This is a genomic window from Streptomyces sp. NBC_00094 (assembly GCF_026343125.1).
In the GTDB taxonomy this organism is placed as follows: domain Bacteria; phylum Actinomycetota; class Actinomycetes; order Streptomycetales; family Streptomycetaceae; genus Streptomyces.
In genome coordinates this window covers 1,297,488-1,319,387 of the sequence record NZ_JAPEMB010000001.1, presented here as the reverse complement: position 1 = coordinate 1,319,387, position 21,900 = coordinate 1,297,488, and the positions used below count along the sequence as shown (strand labels likewise).

General features: G+C 70.8%; 11 protein-coding genes. 6 read left to right on the top strand and 5 right to left on the bottom strand.

Going from position 1 to position 21,900, the window contains the following annotated elements:
- Positions 1–48: 48 nt before the first annotated feature.
- Both OG580_RS05530 and OG580_RS05525 read right to left on the bottom strand, forming a co-directional pair.
- The gene (locus tag OG580_RS05530) at positions 49–1,971 is read right to left on the bottom strand and encodes an AAA family ATPase (protein WP_267042515.1); all 1,923 of its coding nucleotides are present in this window, start codon (positions 1,969–1,971) and stop codon (positions 49–51) included.
- Between the two features lie 309 nt (positions 1,972–2,280).
- Positions 2,281–2,910 carry a uridine kinase gene (locus OG580_RS05525; protein WP_267042514.1) on the bottom strand — a complete coding sequence of 210 codons (630 nt, stop codon included), beginning with the start codon at positions 2,908–2,910 and terminating at the stop codon, positions 2,281–2,283.
- Between the two features lie 192 nt (positions 2,911–3,102).
- Between OG580_RS05525 and OG580_RS05520 the strand changes: the two genes are divergently transcribed.
- The 5 genes from OG580_RS05520 to OG580_RS05500 all read left to right on the top strand — a co-directional run bounded on the left by OG580_RS05520 (position 3,103) and on the right by OG580_RS05500 (position 16,302).
- Positions 3,103–4,530, top strand: a complete 1,428-nt coding sequence (locus OG580_RS05520) for a peptidase C39 family protein (protein ID WP_267042513.1) — start codon at positions 3,103–3,105, stop codon at positions 4,528–4,530.
- A gap of 238 nt (positions 4,531–4,768) precedes the next feature.
- Positions 4,769–13,564 (top strand): SpvB/TcaC N-terminal domain-containing protein, encoded by an 8,796-nt coding sequence (locus OG580_RS05515; protein ID WP_267042512.1) that lies wholly within the window; start codon positions 4,769–4,771, stop codon positions 13,562–13,564.
- A gap of 7 nt (positions 13,565–13,571) precedes the next feature.
- Positions 13,572–14,021: a hypothetical protein gene (locus tag OG580_RS05510; RefSeq protein WP_267042511.1), complete on the top strand. Its 450-nt coding sequence runs from the start codon at positions 13,572–13,574 to the stop codon at positions 14,019–14,021.
- Positions 14,022–14,573: 552 nt separating this feature from the next.
- The gene (locus OG580_RS05505) at positions 14,574–15,104 is read left to right on the top strand and encodes a ParH-like protein (RefSeq protein ID WP_267042510.1); all 531 of its coding nucleotides are present in this window, start codon (positions 14,574–14,576) and stop codon (positions 15,102–15,104) included.
- Complete coding sequence (locus tag OG580_RS05500; RefSeq protein WP_267042509.1) at positions 15,097–16,302, top strand: MAB_1171c family putative transporter; 1,206 nt, start codon at positions 15,097–15,099, stop codon at positions 16,300–16,302. Before OG580_RS05505 ends, OG580_RS05500 begins: the two co-directional genes overlap by 8 nt.
- A 28-nt stretch (positions 16,303–16,330) precedes the next feature.
- On the opposite strand, the gene OG580_RS05495 is transcribed toward OG580_RS05500, so the two are convergent.
- A complete protein-coding gene (locus OG580_RS05495) occupies positions 16,331–18,721 on the bottom strand; it encodes a LuxR C-terminal-related transcriptional regulator (protein ID WP_267042508.1) in 2,391 nt (796 codons plus the stop codon).
- A gap of 218 nt (positions 18,722–18,939) precedes the next feature.
- Between OG580_RS05495 and OG580_RS05490 the strand changes: the two genes are divergently transcribed.
- Positions 18,940–19,416 (top strand): helix-turn-helix domain-containing protein, encoded by a 477-nt coding sequence (locus OG580_RS05490; RefSeq protein WP_267042507.1) that lies wholly within the window; start codon positions 18,940–18,942, stop codon positions 19,414–19,416.
- Positions 19,417–19,480: 64 nt separating this feature from the next.
- Here OG580_RS05490 and OG580_RS05485 read toward each other — a convergent pair whose 3' ends face one another.
- A complete protein-coding gene (locus OG580_RS05485) occupies positions 19,481–20,167 on the bottom strand; it encodes a 2OG-Fe(II) oxygenase (protein ID WP_267042506.1) in 687 nt (228 codons plus the stop codon).
- 53 nt (positions 20,168–20,220) lie between these two features.
- Positions 20,221–21,894 carry a radical SAM protein gene (locus tag OG580_RS05480; RefSeq protein ID WP_267042505.1) on the bottom strand — a complete coding sequence of 558 codons (1,674 nt, stop codon included), beginning with the start codon at positions 21,892–21,894 and terminating at the stop codon, positions 20,221–20,223.
- Positions 21,895–21,900 lie beyond the last annotated feature (6 nt).

Here is a 21,900-nt window from a genome sequence, read left to right as displayed (position 1 = left end):
GGGCGGACACCCCCTAGGGCCTGTCTGACAATTGGCGTCAGACAGGCCCTAGTAGCCGGGCGGCTGCTCCTGCTGCGGGCCGCGGTCGATCGGACCGCGGCCCGACAGGACCTCGCCGTACGCCTGCATCAGGTCGGCGAGCCGGAGGGTGGCCAGGTCGTCCCGGGTCGGGGTGGACGGGTATCCGGAGAGCCGCAGGTCCCGGTAGGCGCAGGACTTCTCGTACAGGGTGCGCAGGAAGCGGCCGTTGCCCAGCTCGTCGATCCAGCCCTGCTCCACGACGTGCCCGCTGATCGAGCGGAGCTCGTCCAGGGCCTCCTCGTCCCAGCCGTCCCCGTTGGCCGCCGCGAGCACCTTGCCGATCGCGGTGAGTTCGAGGGGCCGGTACGAGGGGAAGTCGACCCGCGTGGTGAACCGGGAGGACAGCCCGGGGTTGGTCGTGAGCAGCCGGTCCATGCCCTCGGGGTAGCCGGCCAGGATGACCACCAGATGGTCCCGGTTGTCCTCGGCCCGCTTGAGGAGGACCTGGAGGGCCTCGTCCCCGTAGGCGTCGCCCTTGCTGTAGCCCGTGTTGGAGAGCGCGTACGCCTCGTCGACGAAGAGCACTCCGCCGAGCGCCGAGTCGATGAGTTCGTTGGCCTTGACCGCCGTCTGTCCGAGGAACTCGCCGACGAGATCGGCCCGCTGCGCCTCCACGAGGTGGTCGCCGCCGAGCAGCCCGAGGGCGTAGAAGACCCGCCCCAGGATCCGGGCGACCGTCGTCTTCCCGGTGCCGGAGGGGCCGGAGAAGACGAAGTGCCGCTTCGGCGGCTGGACCGGAAGCCCCTGGCCGGCGCGCAGCCGCGCCATCTCCAGCTGCGCCGAGAGCGCCTTGACCTGGCGCTTCACCGGGTCGAGCCCGACCATGCCCTCCAGCTCGGCGAGCGCCTCCGCGAGCAGGACCGGATCGGTGGGCCCGGCGGGGAAGCGCGGCGGCCCGGGCTGCGAGGGCAGCGGCGTCTTCTGCCGTACGGTCTCGGGCGGCGTGACGGGAACGATCGGCGGTACGGGTTCGGGTGCGAGCCGCAGTCCGTCGCCCAGCGGCCCGGCGTCGGGTTCGGCGCCCTGGACGGTCTCCACCGTCTCCTGGCCGAGGCCGCCGCCGAGGGTGCCGAGGGCGACCGTCGCGAGCCCCGACGGGTCGTCCACGCCGTCGTACCCCTCGAAGCCGTCGTACTCGGCGATGGCGGCGAGCCGGGCTGCCGTGTCCATGAACGCCGGGTCGATCCGGTGCACGGCCCGGTAGAGGGGCAGGGCGGCGGCGCTGCGCCCGGTGCCCTCGTGGGCGCGGGCGAGCCAGTAGCGGAGCTCCTTGCGCTGCGGCTGTTCGCTGCGGCAGCGCATCAGCGAGGCCGAGAGGAGCGGCTCGGCCTGGCCGTACATCTCCAGGCGGACCCGGGCCATGCCGCCGAAGAGCCCCGCCTCGATGCCGAGCAGAGGGTCGTCGACGAGGGTCTCGGTGTGCCGGACGAGCTGCTCCCAGTCCTTGACGAGATAGGCGCGGCAGGCGTGCAGGAAGCGGACCTGCGGGTCGGTGTCGACCGGGGGGAGCCCGGCGAGGGCCCGGTCCAGCTCCGGTACGTGGCGTCCGTCGAGCCAGTGGGAGGCGTGCGCGAGCAGCAGGTCGCGGGGGCTCTCCAGGACGGGCTGGACCCACCAGCCCAGCCAGTACCAGGAGTTCAGTGTGCGGCGGTGCCGGGCGCGCTGCTCGCCGAACCGTTCTCGATTGCGGTACATGCGCAACAGCGCGGTCGTGGTGTCGACCCTGAGCGCGTGCAGCCCGAGCCAGGCGTCCGCCATCCCGGGATCGATCCGTACCGCCGTCCGGAACTCGTCCTCGGCCTGCGGATAGGCGCCCATCGTGTAGGCGTCGACTCCGCGGAGCCAGGCGAGCTCGGCCGGGGCCTGCGAGCCCTGCGTGCCGATGTCCATCGGGTCCCCCACAACCGTCTTCGCATGGACGGGATTTGACCGCACCTGCGGGCATCGTACCTGCGCAGGCGGTGGGTGATTAAGAAGAAGCGCATGATCCGGAAGCGGTGACCCTGGGTGAGCGTCAGGGGTCGCGAAGGGCCTTCGAGGGGGCCTGTAGGGGCAGAACGAAGCCCCCGATCACGGGGGAACAACCGGGGGCTTCGTGTCTGCGGCAGCTCCGAAAAGCCGCACATTGAGAACGTAAGACCTGTACGCCCCTGGGGTCAAGCGTCGTTGAGGCACTTGCGGAAGCGGACTTCCGGGCTCTCAGTTCACGGACATCGAGCCGTCACTGTGCGTGATGATCTGGTCTGCGCCCGCTGTCACAGAGGGCCCGGGGAGCCAGTCGTACCCCTCGGGACGCTCTCGTACCAGGGTGTCGGCGAAGGCTCGGGAGGGGTCCTCGGAGAAGTGGCGAGTCTCCGCCAGGGTCCAGCCGTCCCAGAACGCGGCCTGCTCCGGACCGTCCCGGTGCCGCCCCCGGACCCAGGAATCCTCGGCTGTCCGCTCCATCCACAGCAGCCACGCCAGGAACGGGCGCACCGCCTGCCGGCCCGCTCCGACGCCCTCGACGAGGACGACCGGGGCCGGCGGCAGCGCGCGGGCCTCGCCGAAGCTCCGGAGGTGCCAGTCGTACGGTCGGTAGAACGCGGTCCCGCCGCGCGAGAGCGGCTCCAGGACCTGCTGCCGCAGCCGTTCGGTCCAGGCGAAGAGCTCCTCGTGGGTGGCGAGGTCGTCGAGGTGGAGGACGGGCGCGTCGCCGAGGGCGGCGGAGAGGCGGGCCGCGAGGGTGGACTTGCCGGAGCCCGCGTGGCCGTCGACCGCGACCAGCCGGACCGGTCCGCAGGAGGGCGGGAGCCGGAGCAGGGCGTGTGCCGCGCGGTCGAGGTCGTTCATGGGCCCAGGGTAGGGGAGTGGGGGACCGCCGCAGGTCAGGGAGGTTCCACCGCCACCGGTCGAGACCAATATTGGTGGGGCGACGCGGGGCGAAGTGCTGGCGGAGGCCCCTCGCGAGCGGCGATAGTGGGGCCCGCGCAGCCCCGCCCGTCCACAGTTCCTTACGCCGTTCTCGACTGGGGGTCACCGCCCATGACCAGCTCCACCCCGCGCAGAACCGTCCTCGCCGCGGCCCTCGCGGCCGCCGCGGGCACGGCCGCGGCCACCACCACCGCCTCCGCCGCCACGGCCTCGGCCTCGGCCTCTGTGGTCCCCGCCTCCGCCGCTTGCGCGGACCCCGGCTGCGCTCCCGCGGAGAGCGCCGCCGGCCGGGGCCACGCACCGGCGCCCGGGCTCGTCGACAACCGCTTCTGGTCCTCGTACACCGACTGGCGGTGCGGAAGCGCGGCCGGGACGAAGGCGGTGGCCGGCCGCCGGCCCGGCCTCGTCCTCGCCACCCCCGCGGGCCGCACCGAGTACGTCGATCCGCACACCGGCAGGACCTCGGCCTGGGAGTACGCGAGCTGGACCTCGCCCGTGCACACGTCGACCGTGCCGGCCACCGAGGTCATCGCCTCCTGGAACGCCCACACACCCCCCGGTACCTGGCTCCAGGTCGAGCTCTCCGGCACCTACTCCGACACCGCCGCCACCCCCTGGTACGTGCTGGGCCGCTGGGCATCCGGCGACGGCGACGTCCGGCGCACCTCGGTCGACGACCAGACCGACGGCAAGAGCTCCGTCTGGACCGACACCTTCGCGATCGACGACGCGGCGAGCGGGCTCCGGCTGGTCTCGTACCGGCTGCGACTGACCCTGTACCGCACGCCCGGAAGCGACCTCACCCCGACGGTGTGGCGGCTCGGCGCGATGGCCTCGGACGTCCCGGACCGGTTCACCGTCCCGGCCTCCGTGCCCGGCGCCGCCCATGAGTTGGCCGTGCCGCGCTACTCGCAGAACACCCATGTCGGGCAGTACCCCGAGTACGACAACGGCGGCGAGGCCTGGTGCAGCCCGACCTCCTCCCAGATGATCGTCGAGTACTGGGGACGCCGGCCCTCGGCCGAGGATCTGGCCTGGGTGAACCCGGCCTTCGCCGACCCGCAGGTCTGCCACGCGGCCCGCTTCACCTACGACCACCAGTACCAGGGCTGCGGCAACTGGCCCTTCAACGCCGCCTACGCGGCCACCTACCCCGACATGAACGCGGTGGTCACCCGGCTGCGCACGCTCACGGAACTCGAAACGCTGGTCCGGGCGGGCATCCCGGCCATAACGTCCCAGTCCTTCCGCAAGGAGGAACTGACCGGGGCCGGCTACGGCACCTCGGGCCACCTGATGACGGTCATCGGCTTCACCGAGGACGGCGACGTCATCGCCAACGACCCCGCCTCACCGGGTAACGAGGCCGTCCGCCGGGTCTACCTCCGGCGCGAGTGGGAGAACATCTGGCTGCGTACGAAGCGCTACGACGCGAACGGCAAGGTCAGAGGCGGTACGGGCGGTGTCTGCTACATCTACTGGCCCGCTCGGCCGACACCGAGCCAGCACCGCGCACTGCAGGCGCTCGGCCTGGCGTGAGCATGTACGGCCCCACGGCCGCCTGGACGACCTGACTCAAGGAGCGAGAACGGCCTGGGCGATTGCCTCCTCACGCCGGTCGGGACTCCCGTGGCCGGATCATGACCACACCGGTGGGTCTTGTCCGGAAAGCCTGTACGAACGACCCGGCCAACAAACTACCGTTCGGTAGAACAGGGGGCGGAGGTCGTCGGTCGACTCGTGCTCCGGGGACGTCCGGCGGTACGGGGGCTCTTTGATGACTGTCCAGCGCGTGGTCCGCAGCCGGACGGGCGTGACCATCATCCTGGCCATGGTGCTCACCATGTCCGGGCTGACCTCGCCCGAGCTGCTGCGCAGCGCCGCCGCGACGGTGCCGGACGCCGGCTCGGCGGTCACCGGGCCGGAGGGGCCGGAGGGCACGTCGTTCAACCCGAACCAGATCAAGGACATCAAGGCGGCCGACCCCGGCTCCGGAGTGAACCTGGTCGAGGCGCCCTCGGCGAACAACAGCGGTGACGCGCGGTTGTCGTACCCGCTGGAGGTGCCGAAGGGCCGCGCGGGCCTGGAGCCGAATCTGGCCGTCACCTACAACTCGTCGGGGACGAACGGATGGCTCGGCGTCGGGTGGGACCTCGCCATCCCGATGGTCACGGTCGACACACGGTGGGGTGTGCCGCGCTACGACGCCGGACTGGAGACCGAGACCTACCTGCTCAACGGTGAGCAGCTGACGCCGGTGGCGCACCGGAGCGCGTTACAGGCGCGCACGGCGGAGAAGGTGTTCCACTCCCGGGTGGAGGGCCAGTTCGACCGCATCGTGCGCCACGGCGACAGCCCCACGAACTACTGGTGGGAGGTCACCGACAAGCAGGGTGTCCGCACGCTCTTCGGCGGCACGGCCGACAGCACGCTGGCCGACGGCACGGGTCGCGTCGCCACCTGGGCGGCGCGGGAGATCCGCGACGGCAACGACAACGTCATGCGCTACCGGTACGCCAAGGTGGCCGACGGCGGCACCACGGGCTCCGCGGTTCCGGGCAGCGACCTGTACCCGCAGAAGATCACCTACACCGGCCGCGGCGACACCGACGGCAGGTACTCGGTGACGTTCATCCGGGACCGTGAGCGCGGCGAGCCCCGCCGGGCGGACGTGCGGATCGACGCCAAGTACGGGTTCAAGAAGGTCACCGCCGACCTGCTGCGGCGCGTCGAGGTCAAGCTGGACGACCAGCTGATCCGCGCCTACGAGCTGAACTACCGGACCGGCGCGTTCGCCAAGACGTTGCTCACCTCGGTGTCGCAGTTCAGCGAGAGCAACCAGCTGTTCCACACCCACACCTTCGACTACTTCGACGACGTGCGCGACCAGTCGGGCAACTACAACGCCTTCGCCGACGCGGCGGGTTGGTCGGTGCCGGACGACGACCTCGGGGTGAACATCCGCGAAGGCGAGGCCAGCGCGATCTCGGCCAACACGTCGGTCGGCTTCGGTGCGCACCTGTTCGCGGGCTACAACGTGCAGGGGCTGACCACCAAGGAGGGTGCCGTCGGCTTGAAGGTCGGGTTCAGCGCGGGCCAGTCCGATGGCCTGTCGACGCTGGCCGATGTGAACGGCGACAATCTGCCGGACAAGGTGTTCCGCAAGAACAAGGACGTGTTCTACCGGCCCAATCTGGCCACACCGGGGGGTGAGCCGAAGTTCGGCGACACCCCGATCAAGCTGACCAACCTCCCGGGAATCTCGACCGAGCGCACGCTGTCCGGCACCATCGGCGTCGAGTCGTACGTCCTCACCACCTCGGCCCAGCTGGACTTCGTGGGCACCACGACCACCTCGGACCGGTTCTTCAGCGACGTCAACGGCGACGGCATAGCCGACCTGGTGAACAACGGCGGCGTGCTGTTCGGCTACCTGGACGCGCAGGGGCAACCCGCCTACAGCGCGGACTCCACCCGCACCCCGGTGCCGATCGGGGGCGGCGCGGTGACCGGCGAGATCGTCGGCGATCAGACCGCGCAGTTCGACCAGCAGGTGGACAACTCGCCGCTCCTTGACACGGTGCGCCGCTGGGTCGCGCCGTTCGACGGCAACGTCCGCGTGGACGGCCGCGTGCAGCTGACCCAGGACCCTTCACCGGCGCGGGCGGCCTACACCAAGGCCGACGGCGTGCGGGTCACCATCCAGCACAAGGACGCCGAACTCTGGGCGCAGCGGATCGGCCCCGACGACCACAGCGAGTTCACCCCGGGCAATGTGGCGTCGATTCCGGTGAAGAAGGGCGACGCGCTCTACTTCCGCACCCAGTCCATTCTGGACGGCACGTACGACACCGTGGCCTGGGACCCGGAGATCACCTACACCAACCTGCCGGCCGGCACGGACGCGAACGGGTTGGCGAACACCGTGTTCCGCGCGTCGGCCGACTTCACCTTCGGTGGCAGGCCGTCCTTGGTGACCGTGCCGGTGAACGGCACGTTGCGGCTGACCGGTGACGTGGTCAAGTCCAAGGCGACCTCGGACGACGTGACCGTCGTGATCGAGAAGGGCAACGGCGTCCACCCCGGCACGGAGGTGTTCCGCAAGGTCCTGCCCGCCGCGTCGACCGGCACCACCGCGATCGACGTGAGCATTCCGGTCAGCACGTTCGAGAAGATGTCGTGGAAGCTGAAGACCGACTCCCCGATCGACGCCTCGGCGGTGAACTGGGCGCCGAAGGCGCACTACACGGCCGCCCAGGGCGTCGAGTCGGTCGTCGACGCCAAGGGCGATCCCACGCTGGTGATCACCCCGCCGTACGACATGACCATGTACCCGGCGGACACCCTCACCGCGCCGCAGCAGACCTACAAGGCGACCAAGAGCGGCCAGTTGAAGGTGCGGCCGAAGATCTCCCTGAACTTCAACCTCCTCGGTGATGCCAAGATCGCGTTCACCGTGAAGAAGCGCGGCGGGCAGCTGCTCGGCAAACGGATCTTCCAAGCCAGGGACACGTCTCCCTTCGGTGGCCCGAACCTGGACCTGACCGTGCCGGTCACCGCCGGCGACGAGCTCTACATCGACTACTCCACGGCGGAGACCGGACTGCTCGGCCTGCTCGTCTCGCAGTCCGCGTCGGTCACCTATGACGTGACCTCCAGCTGGCCGACCTTCACCCCGGCGCCCAGCGCCATGCACGGTTCCGTCGGGCAGGGCGCCTTCGCCCAGCCCTACCGCGGCTGGGGTGTGATCGGCTACCAGGGCAACCGCGACCGCGCCACCCAACCGCTCAAGCAGGCCGAACTCACGCTGGACCAGAGCTTCAAGGACGCGCTTCCCAAGGAGCCCAAGGAAGCGGACGTCGCGCCTTTCACCGCGAATCCCCGGCTCACCATGCCGCGGCTCGCGGTGTTCGCCCCCGTTCCCGCCAAGGGCGGATGGGCCGCTCAGGACGAGTCCTCCTGGATCACCGCCGCGATGGCGACGAGTTCCCGTCTCGGCGCGGACACCATCGACATCGTCACCGACGCCGACGTGGCGGGCGACCGGGCGGTGATGCGCCGCGGTGTCACCGGCCAGGTGTCGGCCACCCTCGCGGCGGGCCCGTTCGGCGGCACCGTGGTCGGCGGGATCACCGCGGGTTCGGTCGACTACCTCGACCTCAACGGCGACGGCTACCCCGACGTCGTGGGCGCCAAGGGGATCCAGTTCTCCGACATGACCGGCGCGCTCGGCACCACGCGCGGCACCCTCGGCGGCAACGTCCGCGAGGCGGACAACGTCTCCGGCAACGTGTCGTACTCCGCGGGCAGCGAGTCCGCCACCATCGCCAGCGCCCTGGGCATGGCCGCGCCCGACGCGGGCACCAGCGCCAACACCGCCTCCACCGGCGCGGTCCAGCCGTCGCTCGGCATCGGCGGCAGCCTCGGCGGCGGCGAGTCCGACGTCCGCGTCGACCTGATCGACATCAACGGGGACGGGCTGCCGGACAAGGTGTTCGGCGACGGCGACGCCCAGTTGAACCTCGGCTACTCCTTCGCCGCCCGCGAACCCTGGTCGGCGGGACCGATCAACGACGCGTCCACCCGCAACGTCGGCGTCAACCTCGGGTTCAACGTCGACCGCTACGGCTTCGCGGGCGGTGTCTCCGCCGAGCTGGGAACCTCGTTCACCCACGCGAGCATGACGGACGTCAACGGCGACGGCCTCACCGACCGGGTGTTCACCGACGGGGCCAACCCGATCAAGGTCGCGGTCAACACCGGCACCGGCTTCACCGCGCCCGCCCCCTTCCGCGGCAGCTTCCCCGAGATCGCCGTCGACAAGAACGCCAGTCTCGGCGGGGGCGTCTACTTCACCGTCGGCCTGCCCACACCCGTCGGCGTCTTCGTCTTCAACCCCGGCGTCAACGCGTCCACCGGCATCAGCCGGGCCGAGACCAGCCTGCGGGACGTCAACGGCGACGGCCTGGCCGACCACGTCAAGTCCACCCGGGACGACGAACTCCTTGTCGCGGTCAACAAGACCGGTCGCACCAACCTGCTGCGCTCGGTCAGCCGGCCGATGGGCGCCCGTATCGACCTGGACTACACCCGTTCGGGCAACACCGCGGACATGCAGGAGAGCCGCTGGGTGCTGTCCCGCACCTCGGTGTTCGACGGGCTCGCGGGTGATGGTGCCGACACACGTCTGACCACCTTCCGCTACGAGCAGGGCCGCCACGACCGGCTGGAGCGCGAGTTCCTCGGCTTCGGCCGCGTGGTGACCGAGGACCGCGACACCGGTACGGACGACGCCGTTCGCCGCACGGTGACCGACGAGTACCGCACCGACGGATACGTGAGCCGCGGCCTGCTCACCCGCACGCTGACCGAGGACGGCGCCGGCCACCCGTACCGCGAGACGCTCAACACCTACCGGCTGCTCGACACCTCCACGGAGCAGGAAGCCGACCCGAAGAGCCGGACCGCCACCGTCTTCCCGCAGCTCACCCGCGTCGAGGAAAAGCACTACGAAGGCGCGGCCGCCGCGGAGAAGTCCACCTTCACCGACCTTTCCTACGACGAGTACGGCAACGTCACCCGCACCTTCGACACGGGTGACGAGGGCACCGCGGACGACGTGGAGACCGTCTTCGCGTACAGCGGCTCCGACACGCAGTGCCGCGACCGGTACCTCGTCGGCACCGCCAACGCGATACGGCAGAAGGCCGCGGCCACCGGCGCACTCCTGCGGCACCGCGAATCCACCGTCGACTGCGCGACCGGCGCCGTGCGCCAGACACGCGAGTACCTCGACGACGACACCGCGGCCGTCTCCGACCTGACGTACCACCCGGACGGGAACCTGGAATCGGTGACCGGTCCGGCCAACGCGAAGGGGCAGCGCTACAAGCTGGAGTACGGCTACGACACCACCGTCGGCGTGCACGTCGAGTCCGTCGAGGACAGCTTCGGCTACCGCTCGTCCACGGCGCACAACCTCAAGTACGGCCGGCCCGAGCGGAACACCGACCACAACGGCCAGCCGCTCCGGATGTCCTACGACAGTGTCGGCCGACTCGACAAGGTGATCGGGCCCTACGAGAAGGACGGCGACCAGGCCACGATCACCTTCGGCTACCACCCCGAGGCGACCGTCCCGTACGCCACGACCGAGCACCTCGACCGTGCCGCCTCGGAGGTACGCGACGACACCATCGACACCGTCACCTTCAGCGACGGCCTCAAGCGTGTCCTGCAGACCAAGAAGGACGCCTCGGTGTCCGCCTCGCCCGGGGCCACGCCCACCCAGGTGATGACGGTCTCCGGCCGGCTGAAGTTCGACCACCTCGGCCGCGCCGTGGAGAAGTACTACCCGGTGACCGAGGACAAGGGAGCCGCGAACACCACGTTCAACGCCTCCTTCGACTCCGTGGCACCCACGAAGGACACCTTCGACGTCCTGGACCGCTCGGTCAGGACCGTGCAACCGGACGGCGTCACCACCAGCACCGGATACGGCTTCGGCGAGGACCGGGCGGGCACGACCCGCTTCGAGCGGACGGTGACCGACGGCAACGGCAAGGAGCGCCGCACCTACACCGACGTCCGGGGTGCCACCACCTCGGTGAAGGAGTTCGACGGCTCCTCGGAGATCTGGACCAGCTACGCGTACGACCCCACGGGTCAGGTCACGACGATCACCGACGACAAGAACAACGTCACGCGCGCCGGCTACGACGCACTGGGACGCCGCACGTCGTTCGACAGCCCGGACGCCGGGCGCTCCGAGACCCGCTACGACCTCGCGGGGAACGTCACCTCGAAGATCACCGCGAACCTGCGGGCAGCGGACAAGGCCGTCGAGTACGACTACGAGTACTCGCGGCTGAAGGCCATCCGCTACCCGACGTTCCCGGAGAACAATGTCTCCTACGAGTACGGAGCCCCCGGCGCACCGGACAACGCGGCCTCGCGCGTCACCGAGGTCCACGACGCGGCGGGAACGGTGCAGCGCGCCTACGGGGCGCTGGGCGAGGTGATCAAGGAGACCCGCACGATCACCGCGGTCCGCGACGCCCCGCGCACCTACACCACCGCCTGGCGGTACGACGCCTTCAACCGTGTGCTGCAGATGACCTATCCCGACGGCGAGGTCCTCACCTACGCCTACGACTCGGGCGGCCAGGTCGGCCGGGCCACCGGATCCAAGAACGGCACCGGCTACACGTACCTGGACCGGGTCGACTACGACAAGTTCGGGCAGAAGGTCCTCCAGCAGACCGGCAACGGGGTCCGCACCACCTACACCTACGACACCGAGGACCGCCGACTCGGAGCGCTGAAGTCCGTGGCGCCGGGCGGAACCGCGTTCCAGAACCTGGGCTACACGTACGACAAGATCGGCAACATCACCTCGCTGGCGAACAACGCGCCGCAGGGCGGGGACATCGGCGGTCCGAGCAGCCAGACCTACGGATACGACGACCAGTACCGGCTCACCTCCGCGTCCGGCCGGTACACGGACAAGAACAACGCGGTCAACACGTACACACTGAGCCTGGGCTACGACTCGATCCACAACACCACGAGCAAGTCGCAGACCCACGAGGTCACCGGCGGCACCCCGGCCTTCCCGGTCGGAGGCGGCGGAGCCGGGCCGATCGAACCGGTCGAGGACCCGTCCAACCCGAGCGACGTCCAGGACCGGACGACCTACGCCTACACGTACGCCTACGACGGCGCCACACCGCATGCCCCGACCAAGGTCGGTCCGATCAGCCATGCCTACGACGCCAACGGCAACCTGACAGGCACGGTCAACACAGCTGCCACCGACAAGCGCCGGCAGTACGTGTGGGACGAGGAGAACCGCCTCGTCTGCAACCAGGACACGGCGACCGGCACCCTCACGCAGGACCCGAGCGGCTGCGCCGGCGCCACCGTCTCCTACGTCTACGACGACAAGGGCGACCGCCTCGTCAAGCGGAGCGAGGACGGGCTCTCGCTGTACCCGAACCGATACTACAGCGAACGCGACACCACCGGCTACAAGCACGTCTTCGTCGGCGACAGCCGCGTGACGACCAAGACCGTCGCGACCACCGGTCCCGAGGCCGCCCAGCAGTTCTTCCACGCCGACCACATCGGCTCCTCCGGCTACGTCACCGACGAGCAGGGCAAGGTCACCGAGCACCTGGAGTACTTCCCGTACGGGGAGACCTGGGTGGAGGAACGGACCGGACAGGCGGACACGCCCTACCAGTTCACCGGCAAGGAACTCGACGCGGAGACCGGGCTCTACTACTACGGAGCCCGCTACTACAACCCACGGACCCAGCTCTGGGCGAGCACCGACCCGGCGCTGCCCGACTACCTCGACGGGAGCATGGCGGGCGGCATCGCCGAGCCGCGCAACCTCGCCGCCTACACCTACACCCACAACAACCCGGTCAAGCTCACCGACCCGACCGGCAAGTGGCCGAAGATGCCGTCGTGGAAGACGATCGGCCACACCACCCTGGACGTCGTCGGCATGGTCCCGGTCGTCGGTGAGGTCGGCGACCTGGCCAACGCGGGCTGGTACGCCGCGGAAGGCGACTACGTCAACGCCGGCCTCTCCGCCGCCTCGGCCATCCCGGGCGCGGGCTACGCGGCGAACGCCGCCAAGTACGGCAACAAGGCCCTCGACGCGGCTCAGGCCGCCAAGACCGCCAACAACGCCGCCGATGCGGCAACGACGGCCAAAGCCGCCGACACCGCACCCGTACCGAAGGCGGCGGACAGCCCTCCCGCACCGAAACCGGCCGACAGCGGGGCAGGGAGCTGCAACAGCTTCACCCCGGACACCGGGGTCATGATGGCCGACGGCAACCACAAGGCCATAGAACAGGTGCGCGTCGGCGACAAGGTCACCGCCACCGACCCGGTGACCGGAGAAACCGGCCCGCGCACGGTCACCGCGCTCATCACCGGTGAGGGCGAGAAGAACCTGGTCGAGATCACCGTCACCAACCCCGGCGGACACCCGGGCAAGGTCGTTGCGACGGACAACCACCCGTTCTGGGCGCCCGAACCAGGCAAGTGGGTCTACGCCAAGGAAATCGTCCCCGGAATGCTGCTGCGGACCGGCAACGGCTCTTACACCCAGGTGAGCGCCGTGCGCGCGTGGACCCAGCACAAGCGGGTCCACAACCTCACGGTCGATGACCTGCACACGTATTATGTGCTGGCTGGGGCAACGCCAGTACTCGTTCACAACAGCAGCTGTGATCTTCCTCAGGGATACACCTCTTCCCCTGCGCTCAAGGGTGATCCGTATCATCCGGACTCGGTGGCTGCGCGGAGTCAGCAGAACCGAGAGCTGTACGCGGGAACCGTAGGGGATCGGGCCGGGGCTCTGGGATACGGAACGAGAATTCCCGCACAAAAGGCCCCGTTCGATTCGCACGGCCAGGTGGTCTTCTCCAATGGAAAGAACTACATCACGCCTGATGTTGACGGGCATAACGTGTCCGATGGCTGGAAGATGTTCAATCACAAGGGAAAGCGGATCGGAACTTATGACCCGGACCTCAACTACCTCAAGGGATGACGACTTCGTGATCGAGGTTATCGATTACCCGACCTCAGAGGGTGCGAGTTCGCTGCCCTCCAAGGCGGTCGGCCGGATCAGGGTCGGCGAGTTCACGGAGACGTTCCTGATGGACCTGAGTTTCTGGACGTTGGATGACTACCGTCGAAGCTGGGATGGTGCGCTGAGGAGACTTGAAGAGGCCGAGAATTCGACCTCCTGCCTCATCGCCTCAATCACCGATCCGGCGGCCAGTAATTTCATCTCGTGTTGGCCGATGTATCGAGACGGGGAAGAGGTCTACGTGCAGAACTCGATCATCTTCCTGGCCGAACTCCACGAACAGTTCAACCTGCAGGAGCCGTGGCGGTACGTAGAGGCTCGATCGTCGGTCGACGAGGATGGAAACCGCATCTCTGAGTGGTCGACGAGCGCCTCTCAGGTACGGCGGTTCCGTGAGTCCGCCTGGGGGCGATAGACCCCGCGGGCTGGTGCACATATGGAGCCCCGTCAGGTACGTCCTGGCGGGGCTTCAGTGCGTCTGACGGCAGTAACCCCCCCGGCTGTCTCGGAGACCTGGCGGGCAGCGCTCCTGGCCGTCCTGAGGGAGGCGGCCATGGTGGTCCAGCAAAGGGCCCGCCCCGGACTCCTCGCCCAGGACCGGCTCTGCCCGGGCCGTCCGCCGGCACCTCGGCAACTGCCGCCCCGCTGCGTGTGCCTGAACGGTCGCCCCTGCAGTCCGTGCCTGAGTGTGCGTCAGCCCCCTTCCCCTTGTGGCGCGCAGCGTGTCCGTCGGTGGGATCCGTGGGTGCGCGCGGTGTCGTTCGGGCGGGGCCGGGAGGGGCCCGACGGGGGCGCGATATGCACTCTGTCCGTACATGACAGGACGCGCATACAATCAAAAAATAGGCTTTGCTCGTTGAGCTGATCCTGCAGAGCGGATGTCCGAGCGGTCCAGGGGAGGGACGCCGGGTCGCTCGAAGGCAGCAGACGCGGAGCGGTGGCGCCGTTCCGGTGGGAGGGGTCCCTGATGCTCACCGATCGGTCGCACAGACGCCTGTGGCGGAGGGTTCGCGCCCTCTCGGAGGGGCTCGAACTGCCGGACCCCTTCGACGCCGAGGCCTTCCTGGCCCTCCTGGCGGAACGGCGTGGCCGCCCGATCGAGGTCCTGCCGGTCGCGGTGGACGCGGCGATCCCGTGCGGTCTGCTGGTGACGACCGACCACGCCGACTACATCCTGTGCACCCCAGGGACCAGCGCACTGCACCGGCAGCACATCCTCGTGCACGAGGCGGCCCATCTGCTCTGCGGGCACGATCGGTTGCCCACCCCCGACACACCCGGCGTACGCGCGCTGTTGCCCGGACTCTCTCCCGACCTGGTGCGCCGGGTCCTGGGCCGCACCGTGTACGCCGAGCCCGCCGAGCAGGAGGCGGAACTGCTCGCCTCTCTCATCCTGCACCGCGTGCTGAGGGAAGGTCCCGTGCCGGGACGGGACCACGGACAGGCCGGAACCCTCGTCGGGGCCCCCTCCCGCCGCCCCGAGCGGCCACGTGTCTGACCTGCTCGCGTACCTCCCGGCCGTCGCCGCGCTGTGGCTGGGCTGCTACGAACTGCGTCTGCTGCGCACCGGAAGCGACTCGCCCTTCGCGGTGCGCTGCCTGTGCCGCTTCGGATTCTGCATGGCCGCGGCGATGGCCCTGCTGGCCGCCCCGACGACGTACCTGGAGGGGCTGTGGCCGTGGTTCCCGCGGGTGACCCACTTCCTGGGCCGTGAGATGGAGATGGCCGCCCTCGCCTTCCTCCCGCTGACCGTCATCGAGATCGGCCTGCCCCGGCCCCGCCTGCTGACCGGACGGTTGCACATCGGCGTCACCCTCGCGGCCACCGCGCTGTGCGCGGTGCTGTTCCTCTCCTCCGGCGTACGCACCCGGCACGGCTCGCTTCTCGCGGAGGGGGACGGAGTGGTGCTCCTCGCCTCCTTCGACACGGTCTTCACCGGCTACAGCCTGTGGTGCCTGGCCGGGTTCCTGTTCCCGGTGCACCGGTTCGCCCGCGGGCTGGGTCCGGGCGCGCTGCGCACGGGCCTGCGCCTGATCACGGCCAGTGCCGCGGTGGGCCTCGTCTGGGCCCTGTGGGGTGTGTCGTCCATCGTCACCATGGTCGTGGACCACCGGCAGAGCGCCGGGCTGGACCCGGTGGGCCGGGTGCTCGGTCTGTGCTGTCTGGTCCTGGGCGTCCTCGGCGGCACCGCCGCGAGGTGGGTCCCCGTCACCACCGCGGTCGGGCGGTGGCTACGGGCCTACCGGACCTACCGTGCCCTGGAGCCACTGTGGTCGGCCTTACGAGCCGTCTCTCCCGGGGCGACCCTGGACCTGGGTTGGCCGTCGGTGCGTCTGTTCTCCCTGCACCGGTCCGAGTTCGCCCTCTATCGCCGGGTGATCGAGATCCGGGACGGCTACCTGGTACTCCGTTCCTTCGTTCCCCCCGACGCCCGCGCGCTGTCGGACGCGGCGCTGGCCCGGTTCCCCGTGCCGCCCGCGGGCCGCGCGGCGATGGCCGAGGCCGCGGTCATCGCCGCCGCGCTGGAGTCCGCCAGGATCGGCGCCGGCGCCTCGGGGGACCAGGACGTCGCGCTCGCCTACCCGGTCGACTGCTCGGTCGAGGAGGAGGCGGCGTGGCTGGTCCAGGTGGCCGAGGCGTTCACCGTGGCCGGACTGGTGGAGCACATGCGCCACCGGGTGGAGCGCGCCAGGTAGGGCACGCCTGCCCCTTCGTGACGGCCGCCTAGGACGGGATGAGCGTCGGTCTGGACAGGGCGGGGGCGGACGGAGGCGCGGACGGAGGAAGGGCCGTGCGGAGGAACAGGGGCGGTTCCGGTGACGGGCCCAGGCCGGAGTGGTGCATCCAGCTCGCTATCTCCACTCGGGAGGAACAGCCCAGCTTCTTCATCGTGTCCCGGATGTGGTTGACCACGGTCCACTCCGAGATGGCCAGCCGGTGGGCGATCTGCCGGTTGCTCAGACCGGCCGTCACCAGGCGCGAGACCTCGGTCTGACGCGGCGTCAGTGGCTCGATCCTGGTTCGGGTGTCGGGGGGTAACGGGCCCGCGGGCGTGGCGGCCGGAGGGGCGGGGGCCGGGACGAGGGAGGCCAGAAGGTCCGGGAGTGACACCTTGGAACCCTCGACCAGGGCACGGGAGAACGCGGCCTCGCCCAGCAGCTCCCGCACCGGCTCCTCCAGCCGGGCCATGGCGAAGTCGGGCGTGCCCGCCTCCTCCGGGAACGCGCCGCGCCAGGTGTGGAAGGCGCCCAGGCCGCGGGCGGTGCCGACGGCGCGTTCGACGACGTCGGGCAGGGCGGGACTGCCCAGCGTGGTGGCGATGGCGCCCAGGACGGCCGGCGGCCCCAGGGCGCGCAGGGCCGACAGGGCCCGCTCGCAGTAGTGCGCCGTGGCCTGCGCGCGTCCCTCCGCGGCCGCGAAGACGGCCAGGTGCAGCAGGGCGGCACCGGCGGCGAGCGTGTCGCGCCCCTGCTGGGCCGCGGCCAGCACCTCCAGTGCGGTGGCCGCCGCGGACGCCGTGTCGCCGAGACGGAATCCCGCGAGTGCGGCCTCCAGCGACACGTAGCGGGCCTCGTGGAGGTCGCCTTCGGTCCGGTGCCGGTCGGCCGCCTCGAGGAGCAGGCCGGTGCCGCGGTAGGGGTCGGTGGCCAGGACGCACAGCGCCCGCAGTCGCGTCACCCGCGCGGACAGCCCCGCGGCCTGGGCGGCATCCGGCGTGATCCGGTCCAGCAGGTCCGTGGCGGCCTCGGGCTGGCCCGCCAGGATGCCCGCCTCGCCGAGCAGGAGGTCGACGCGGATCCGGTCGCGGTGGCCGGTCGCGGTCCACGACGGGTCGGGGCGGGGGCGTCCTTCGGTCCAGGTGCTCCAGCCGCCCGTGGCCCACCAGTAGACGCGGGTGTCGTCGATGAGGTCGAGCGCCTCGCCGGTCCGCCCGTGGCGGAGCAGCGTCTCCAGTGCCGTACGGAGGTTGCGTTCCTCGCTCCAGAAGGCGATCAGGCCCGAGCGCTGGTGGCCCGAGATGATCCGGTCGGCGGCGGTGCGGGCCAGGGCCGCGTAGTAGCGGGCGTGCGCCAGCCGGGCCGCGGTGTCCTCGGGCGGCGGGAGCCGGCGCGCGGGCCCGTCCGGCGGCAGCCGCAGCCGGAACCGGGCCGTGCCGTCCAGGCGGCCGGACGGCAGGGTGGAGGCGGTGAGCAGATGGCTGCGCAGCAGGGTCTCCAGCGCCGAGGAGAACTCCTCCGGCGCGACGGCCGTGATCTGGCGCAGCGCCTCGGGGCCGAAGCCGCCGCTGAACACCTGGCAGTGGGCCAGCAGTCGGCTCGGCGTTCCGTCGGCGGTCTGGGGAGGGGCGCCGCACGGATCGCCACCGGACGCCGCGGAGGGGTCGTCGTCCTCGGCATGGACCGGGTACGGGACGGTCCGGCCGCCCAGCGAGGCCCACGCCACCTCGGGGCTCTCCAGTGCGGCGACCCGCGCGGTGCGGCAGAGCGCGCCGGGGTTGCCTCCCACCTCGACGCAGGTCCGGGCGATGACCTGCTGATTGTGCAGTTGGAGGGAGAACGCGGGGTTGATCGTGCGCAGGCAGGCGAGGTACATCTGCACCGAGGGAACGCGCGCCAGTGCGCCGAGGTCCAGCGCCGAGCAGTCGAGCGGCACGGGCAGCGGGTCCACCGGGAAGGGGATGAGGCCGTGGGCCGCGGGGGGCTGGCGGGCCGTGCCGAGAACCACGACGGACGCGACCGCGCAGGCCCGCAGCAGCCGGTGGTGGTCCGAGCGGTCGAGGTCGTCGACGAGCAGGAGCGGCCGGGCCCCTCCCGCGTCCCGGCCGGCGGTGAGGTCCGCGAGAAGGTCGAGCGCGCTCTCCGCGTACGGCTCGGCCGCGGTCTCCACGTGCACGGTGGTCGCGCCGGTCGACGCGCGGTACGCGGCCGCCGCCTCGGCCGCGAGCCGCGTCTTGCCCGCACCCGGGACACCGGTCAGCAGCACTCCGGGGATCGACGGATCCGCCAGCAGCGCCGACAGCGCGGCGATCTCGGCGTCCCGTCCGACCATGTCGGCGGGGAACGCGGTGGGTGGGCCTGCGGCGGACGGATGGGCGTTCTTCACAGATGAGGGCACGGGGATCGTCAAGGACGGCTCCGGGAGGTGGACCCAGGCGGGTGGGGACAGCCAGGCGTTTCAGCTGAGATGAACAACCATTTCGCAGTTTTCATATCCGTTTGCCACTTCAGCATGGCTGCCGACTCTGGGGGTGTCAACTACAGTGAAAATCAACGGACTTGCCTTCGCCCGTGCGGGTAGGCGCACTGGAGGGCGGCGGCAGAAGGGAGTAGGCCGTGGCCGAAACGGAACCCACGCCGACGTCACTGAGCCGGAGGATCGACGGACTCTTCCGGCTCGCCCGCAGGCCCGACGGTCTGCCGTTCAGCAATGAGGAGGTCGCCACCGCGTGCCGGGAGGCCACGGGGGTGTCCTTCTCGACCACGTACCTCTGGCAGCTGCGCACCGGGCGCAGGAACAACCCGACGAAGCGCCATCTGGAGGCCCTGGCCGACCACTTCGAGGTCCCGGTCTCCTACTTCTTCGACGACGAGCACGGTGCGAAGATCGCCGCGGAGATCGAACTCCTCGGCGCCCTGCGGGACGCCGGGGTGCGCAGTGTGGCCCTGCGTGCGGTGGGGCTCTCCTCCGAGGCGCTCGGCACCGTCAGCGACCTCATCGACGTGATCGCCGTCCGTGAGGCGGCCGCCCGGCGGGCCCGGGGCGCGGGGGAGGACCGGCCCGCGGCGGAACCCTTCGACGACCGGGCCTGAGGGCCGACCGCACGGTGCGGGACGGCCCGTCCAGGCGGCGGGCGGGTCCCGGCGGCGGCCCCGGTCACTGCGGCCGATCGGCGGGGCGGCGCAGGAAGAAGCCCGCGACGGAGCCCCGGACCCGGTCCCCGGCGTGCGGCTCCACCTTCTTGATCATGTGCGGTACGCCCGACCGCAGGACGACCAGCCGGTTGGGGTGCGGGGCGACGTAGTGTCCGACCCGCGAGGTGAGGTGGGCGTTCTGGTCGGCGGACCGCGCCCCGGGTGTTCCGCTGGAGACGAGCAGTTCGGCGCCCCAGGACGCCTGCCACTCGGGGTGCACGTACAGCACGAACGAGGCGGCCCGGTCGCCGGAGTCGTCGTGCCAGGCCAGCCCGGAGCCCTGCGGGTAGAGGAAGGGGCGGCAGGTGAAGGCGTGCCAGTCCGTTCCGAACCGCCCGGTCCACGGCTCGATGCGGTCCGCCTCCTCGGTCAGTTGCTTCACCACGGCGTCGGTCGCCCCGCCGGACGGGTGCGGAGCGTGGTCGGCGAAGCGTCCCGTGAAGTGGCCTTCCGGGTCGTTCAGCGTGCCGGGCCCGCTGAGGGGACTGCCGTCCAGCAGTCCGTAGACCTTGTTCCACGCCCCGTCCCGGCGTCCGTGTACGAAGTGGTAGTCCTCGGTGCGCAGTCGCTCCCACAGCGTGGCTGCGGCCTCTGGGGCGAGGAAGTCGTCGAAGACGGCGAAGTCATCCGTGCTCCAGGTCAGTTCCATGGGTGTCCTCCGTGGACGGGGAAGGCGGTACGGCAGGGGAGGGGTGGGCCCGGTCAGGCGAGGGCGGTCCGGAGGCCCCCGGCGCCCACCGGGACGGGTGGCCGTGCGGCCGCCTCCTGGAGCAGTCGCTGCGCCATGCCCGCCGCCCGCGTGTCGCCCGAGCCCAGCACCAGCCGCAGCATCTCGGCCGCCGGCCCCGGACGCCCGTTCGCGAGGTGCACGGTGGCCACGTTGAGGGGGCGCAGCCAGTCCGGCTGCCGGGCCTCCTTCACCGGCCCCTCGTCGATGAAGGTCACTCCGGGGCAGTCGGACAGCCGGTCGGCCAGGTGGGCAGCCAGCTCCCGGGGCGGCATCGGCTCGCAGTACACCAGCGGTGTCAGCAGGTCGGCCGCGGAGACGGTGCGGGGTCCGGCGGCACCGGTCGGGGAGAGCGGCCCGTCCGCCCGGTACAGGTGCCGGGGGTCGAGAGGAGTCCGGGCCAGCGGGGTGTGCGGGTAGACCCGCAGCCCGCAGGAGTAGCCCACCGACACGCCCTGGTCGGCCAGCCGGCGGATGTGGCGGATCGCGTTCTCCAGGGTGGCGGCCGTCTCGCCGGGCTGGCCGAACAGCACCCCGATCTGGACGTCCATCCACTCCGGCCGACGCCGCAGCAACAGACCGAAGGTGTCCTCGACGTCGGACATCCGGTAGTTCTTGTGGTGCCCGCGCAGCATCCGGTCGTCGAAGGCGTCCACCGAGAAACTCGGACGCACGCAGCGGGACCGGATCAAGGCGTCCATCAGCCGCTCGGAGAACGGCCTGACGTTGAAGTAGCCGTGCCAGCTGATCACTTCGCCGTGGCGGCTTCCGGCCAGTGCCTCGCACACCTCGATCAGCGCCCCCTCGTAGGGGAGGTTGACCTCGGGGGCGGCCAGATGGAAGTGGGTCAGCCCGTACTGCTCGACGTAGTGTTCCGCCTCGGCGGCGACAGCCTGGGCGGGGCGCGCGTCCACCCTGCCGACGTTCAGCGGATCGACGCAGTACGAGCAGCGCAGCGGGCAGCCCGCGTGGCTGCGCAGCGCGGTGGGGATGCCCCGGGCCTTGGCGAACAGCACGTACTCCGGTGCGATCCGCGGCAGCGCGGTGGTGGGCCGGGACACCACGTCGGGCTGCGGCCGCAGGCCGGGCCCCAGGGCTCCGTCGGCGGTGCGCACCAGACCGCCGGGGAGCGTGGACAGCGTCTCGGCGACCACCCGCCGCACGCCCCGTGCGCCGCCGTCGGCGACCACGCGCGCCAGCAGGGTGGTGAACGCGGCCTCACCGGGACCGGCGAGGCCGAAGTCCAGTCCGAGCCGGTCCATCACCTCCACCGGGCAGGAGGTGAACGCCGCGCCGCCCGCCACCACCGGCAGTCCGGGGTCCCAGGCGCGCAGCGTCGCGGTCAGCTCGGCGATGGGCGTCAGGTAGTCCACCACGTCGATCCACCGCCCGTCCGCGCCGGCCGCCGTGTCGCAGGCGACCACGGCGTTGTCGATGTTGCGGATCGACAGTGCGACGAGGTCGGGCCGTACGCGGTCGAGCACCTCGGTCAACAGGCCGGTGTGGTCGAGCGATTCGAGGAACGGGTTGCACACGGACACCTCGACCGGCAGTCCGCTTTCGGTGACCGCGGCCCGCAGGATCTCCAGTCCGTACGGGCCGACCGGCAGGACCTGGTGGGGGTTGGCGTAGAGCAGGAGGACGCGCACGGGCGG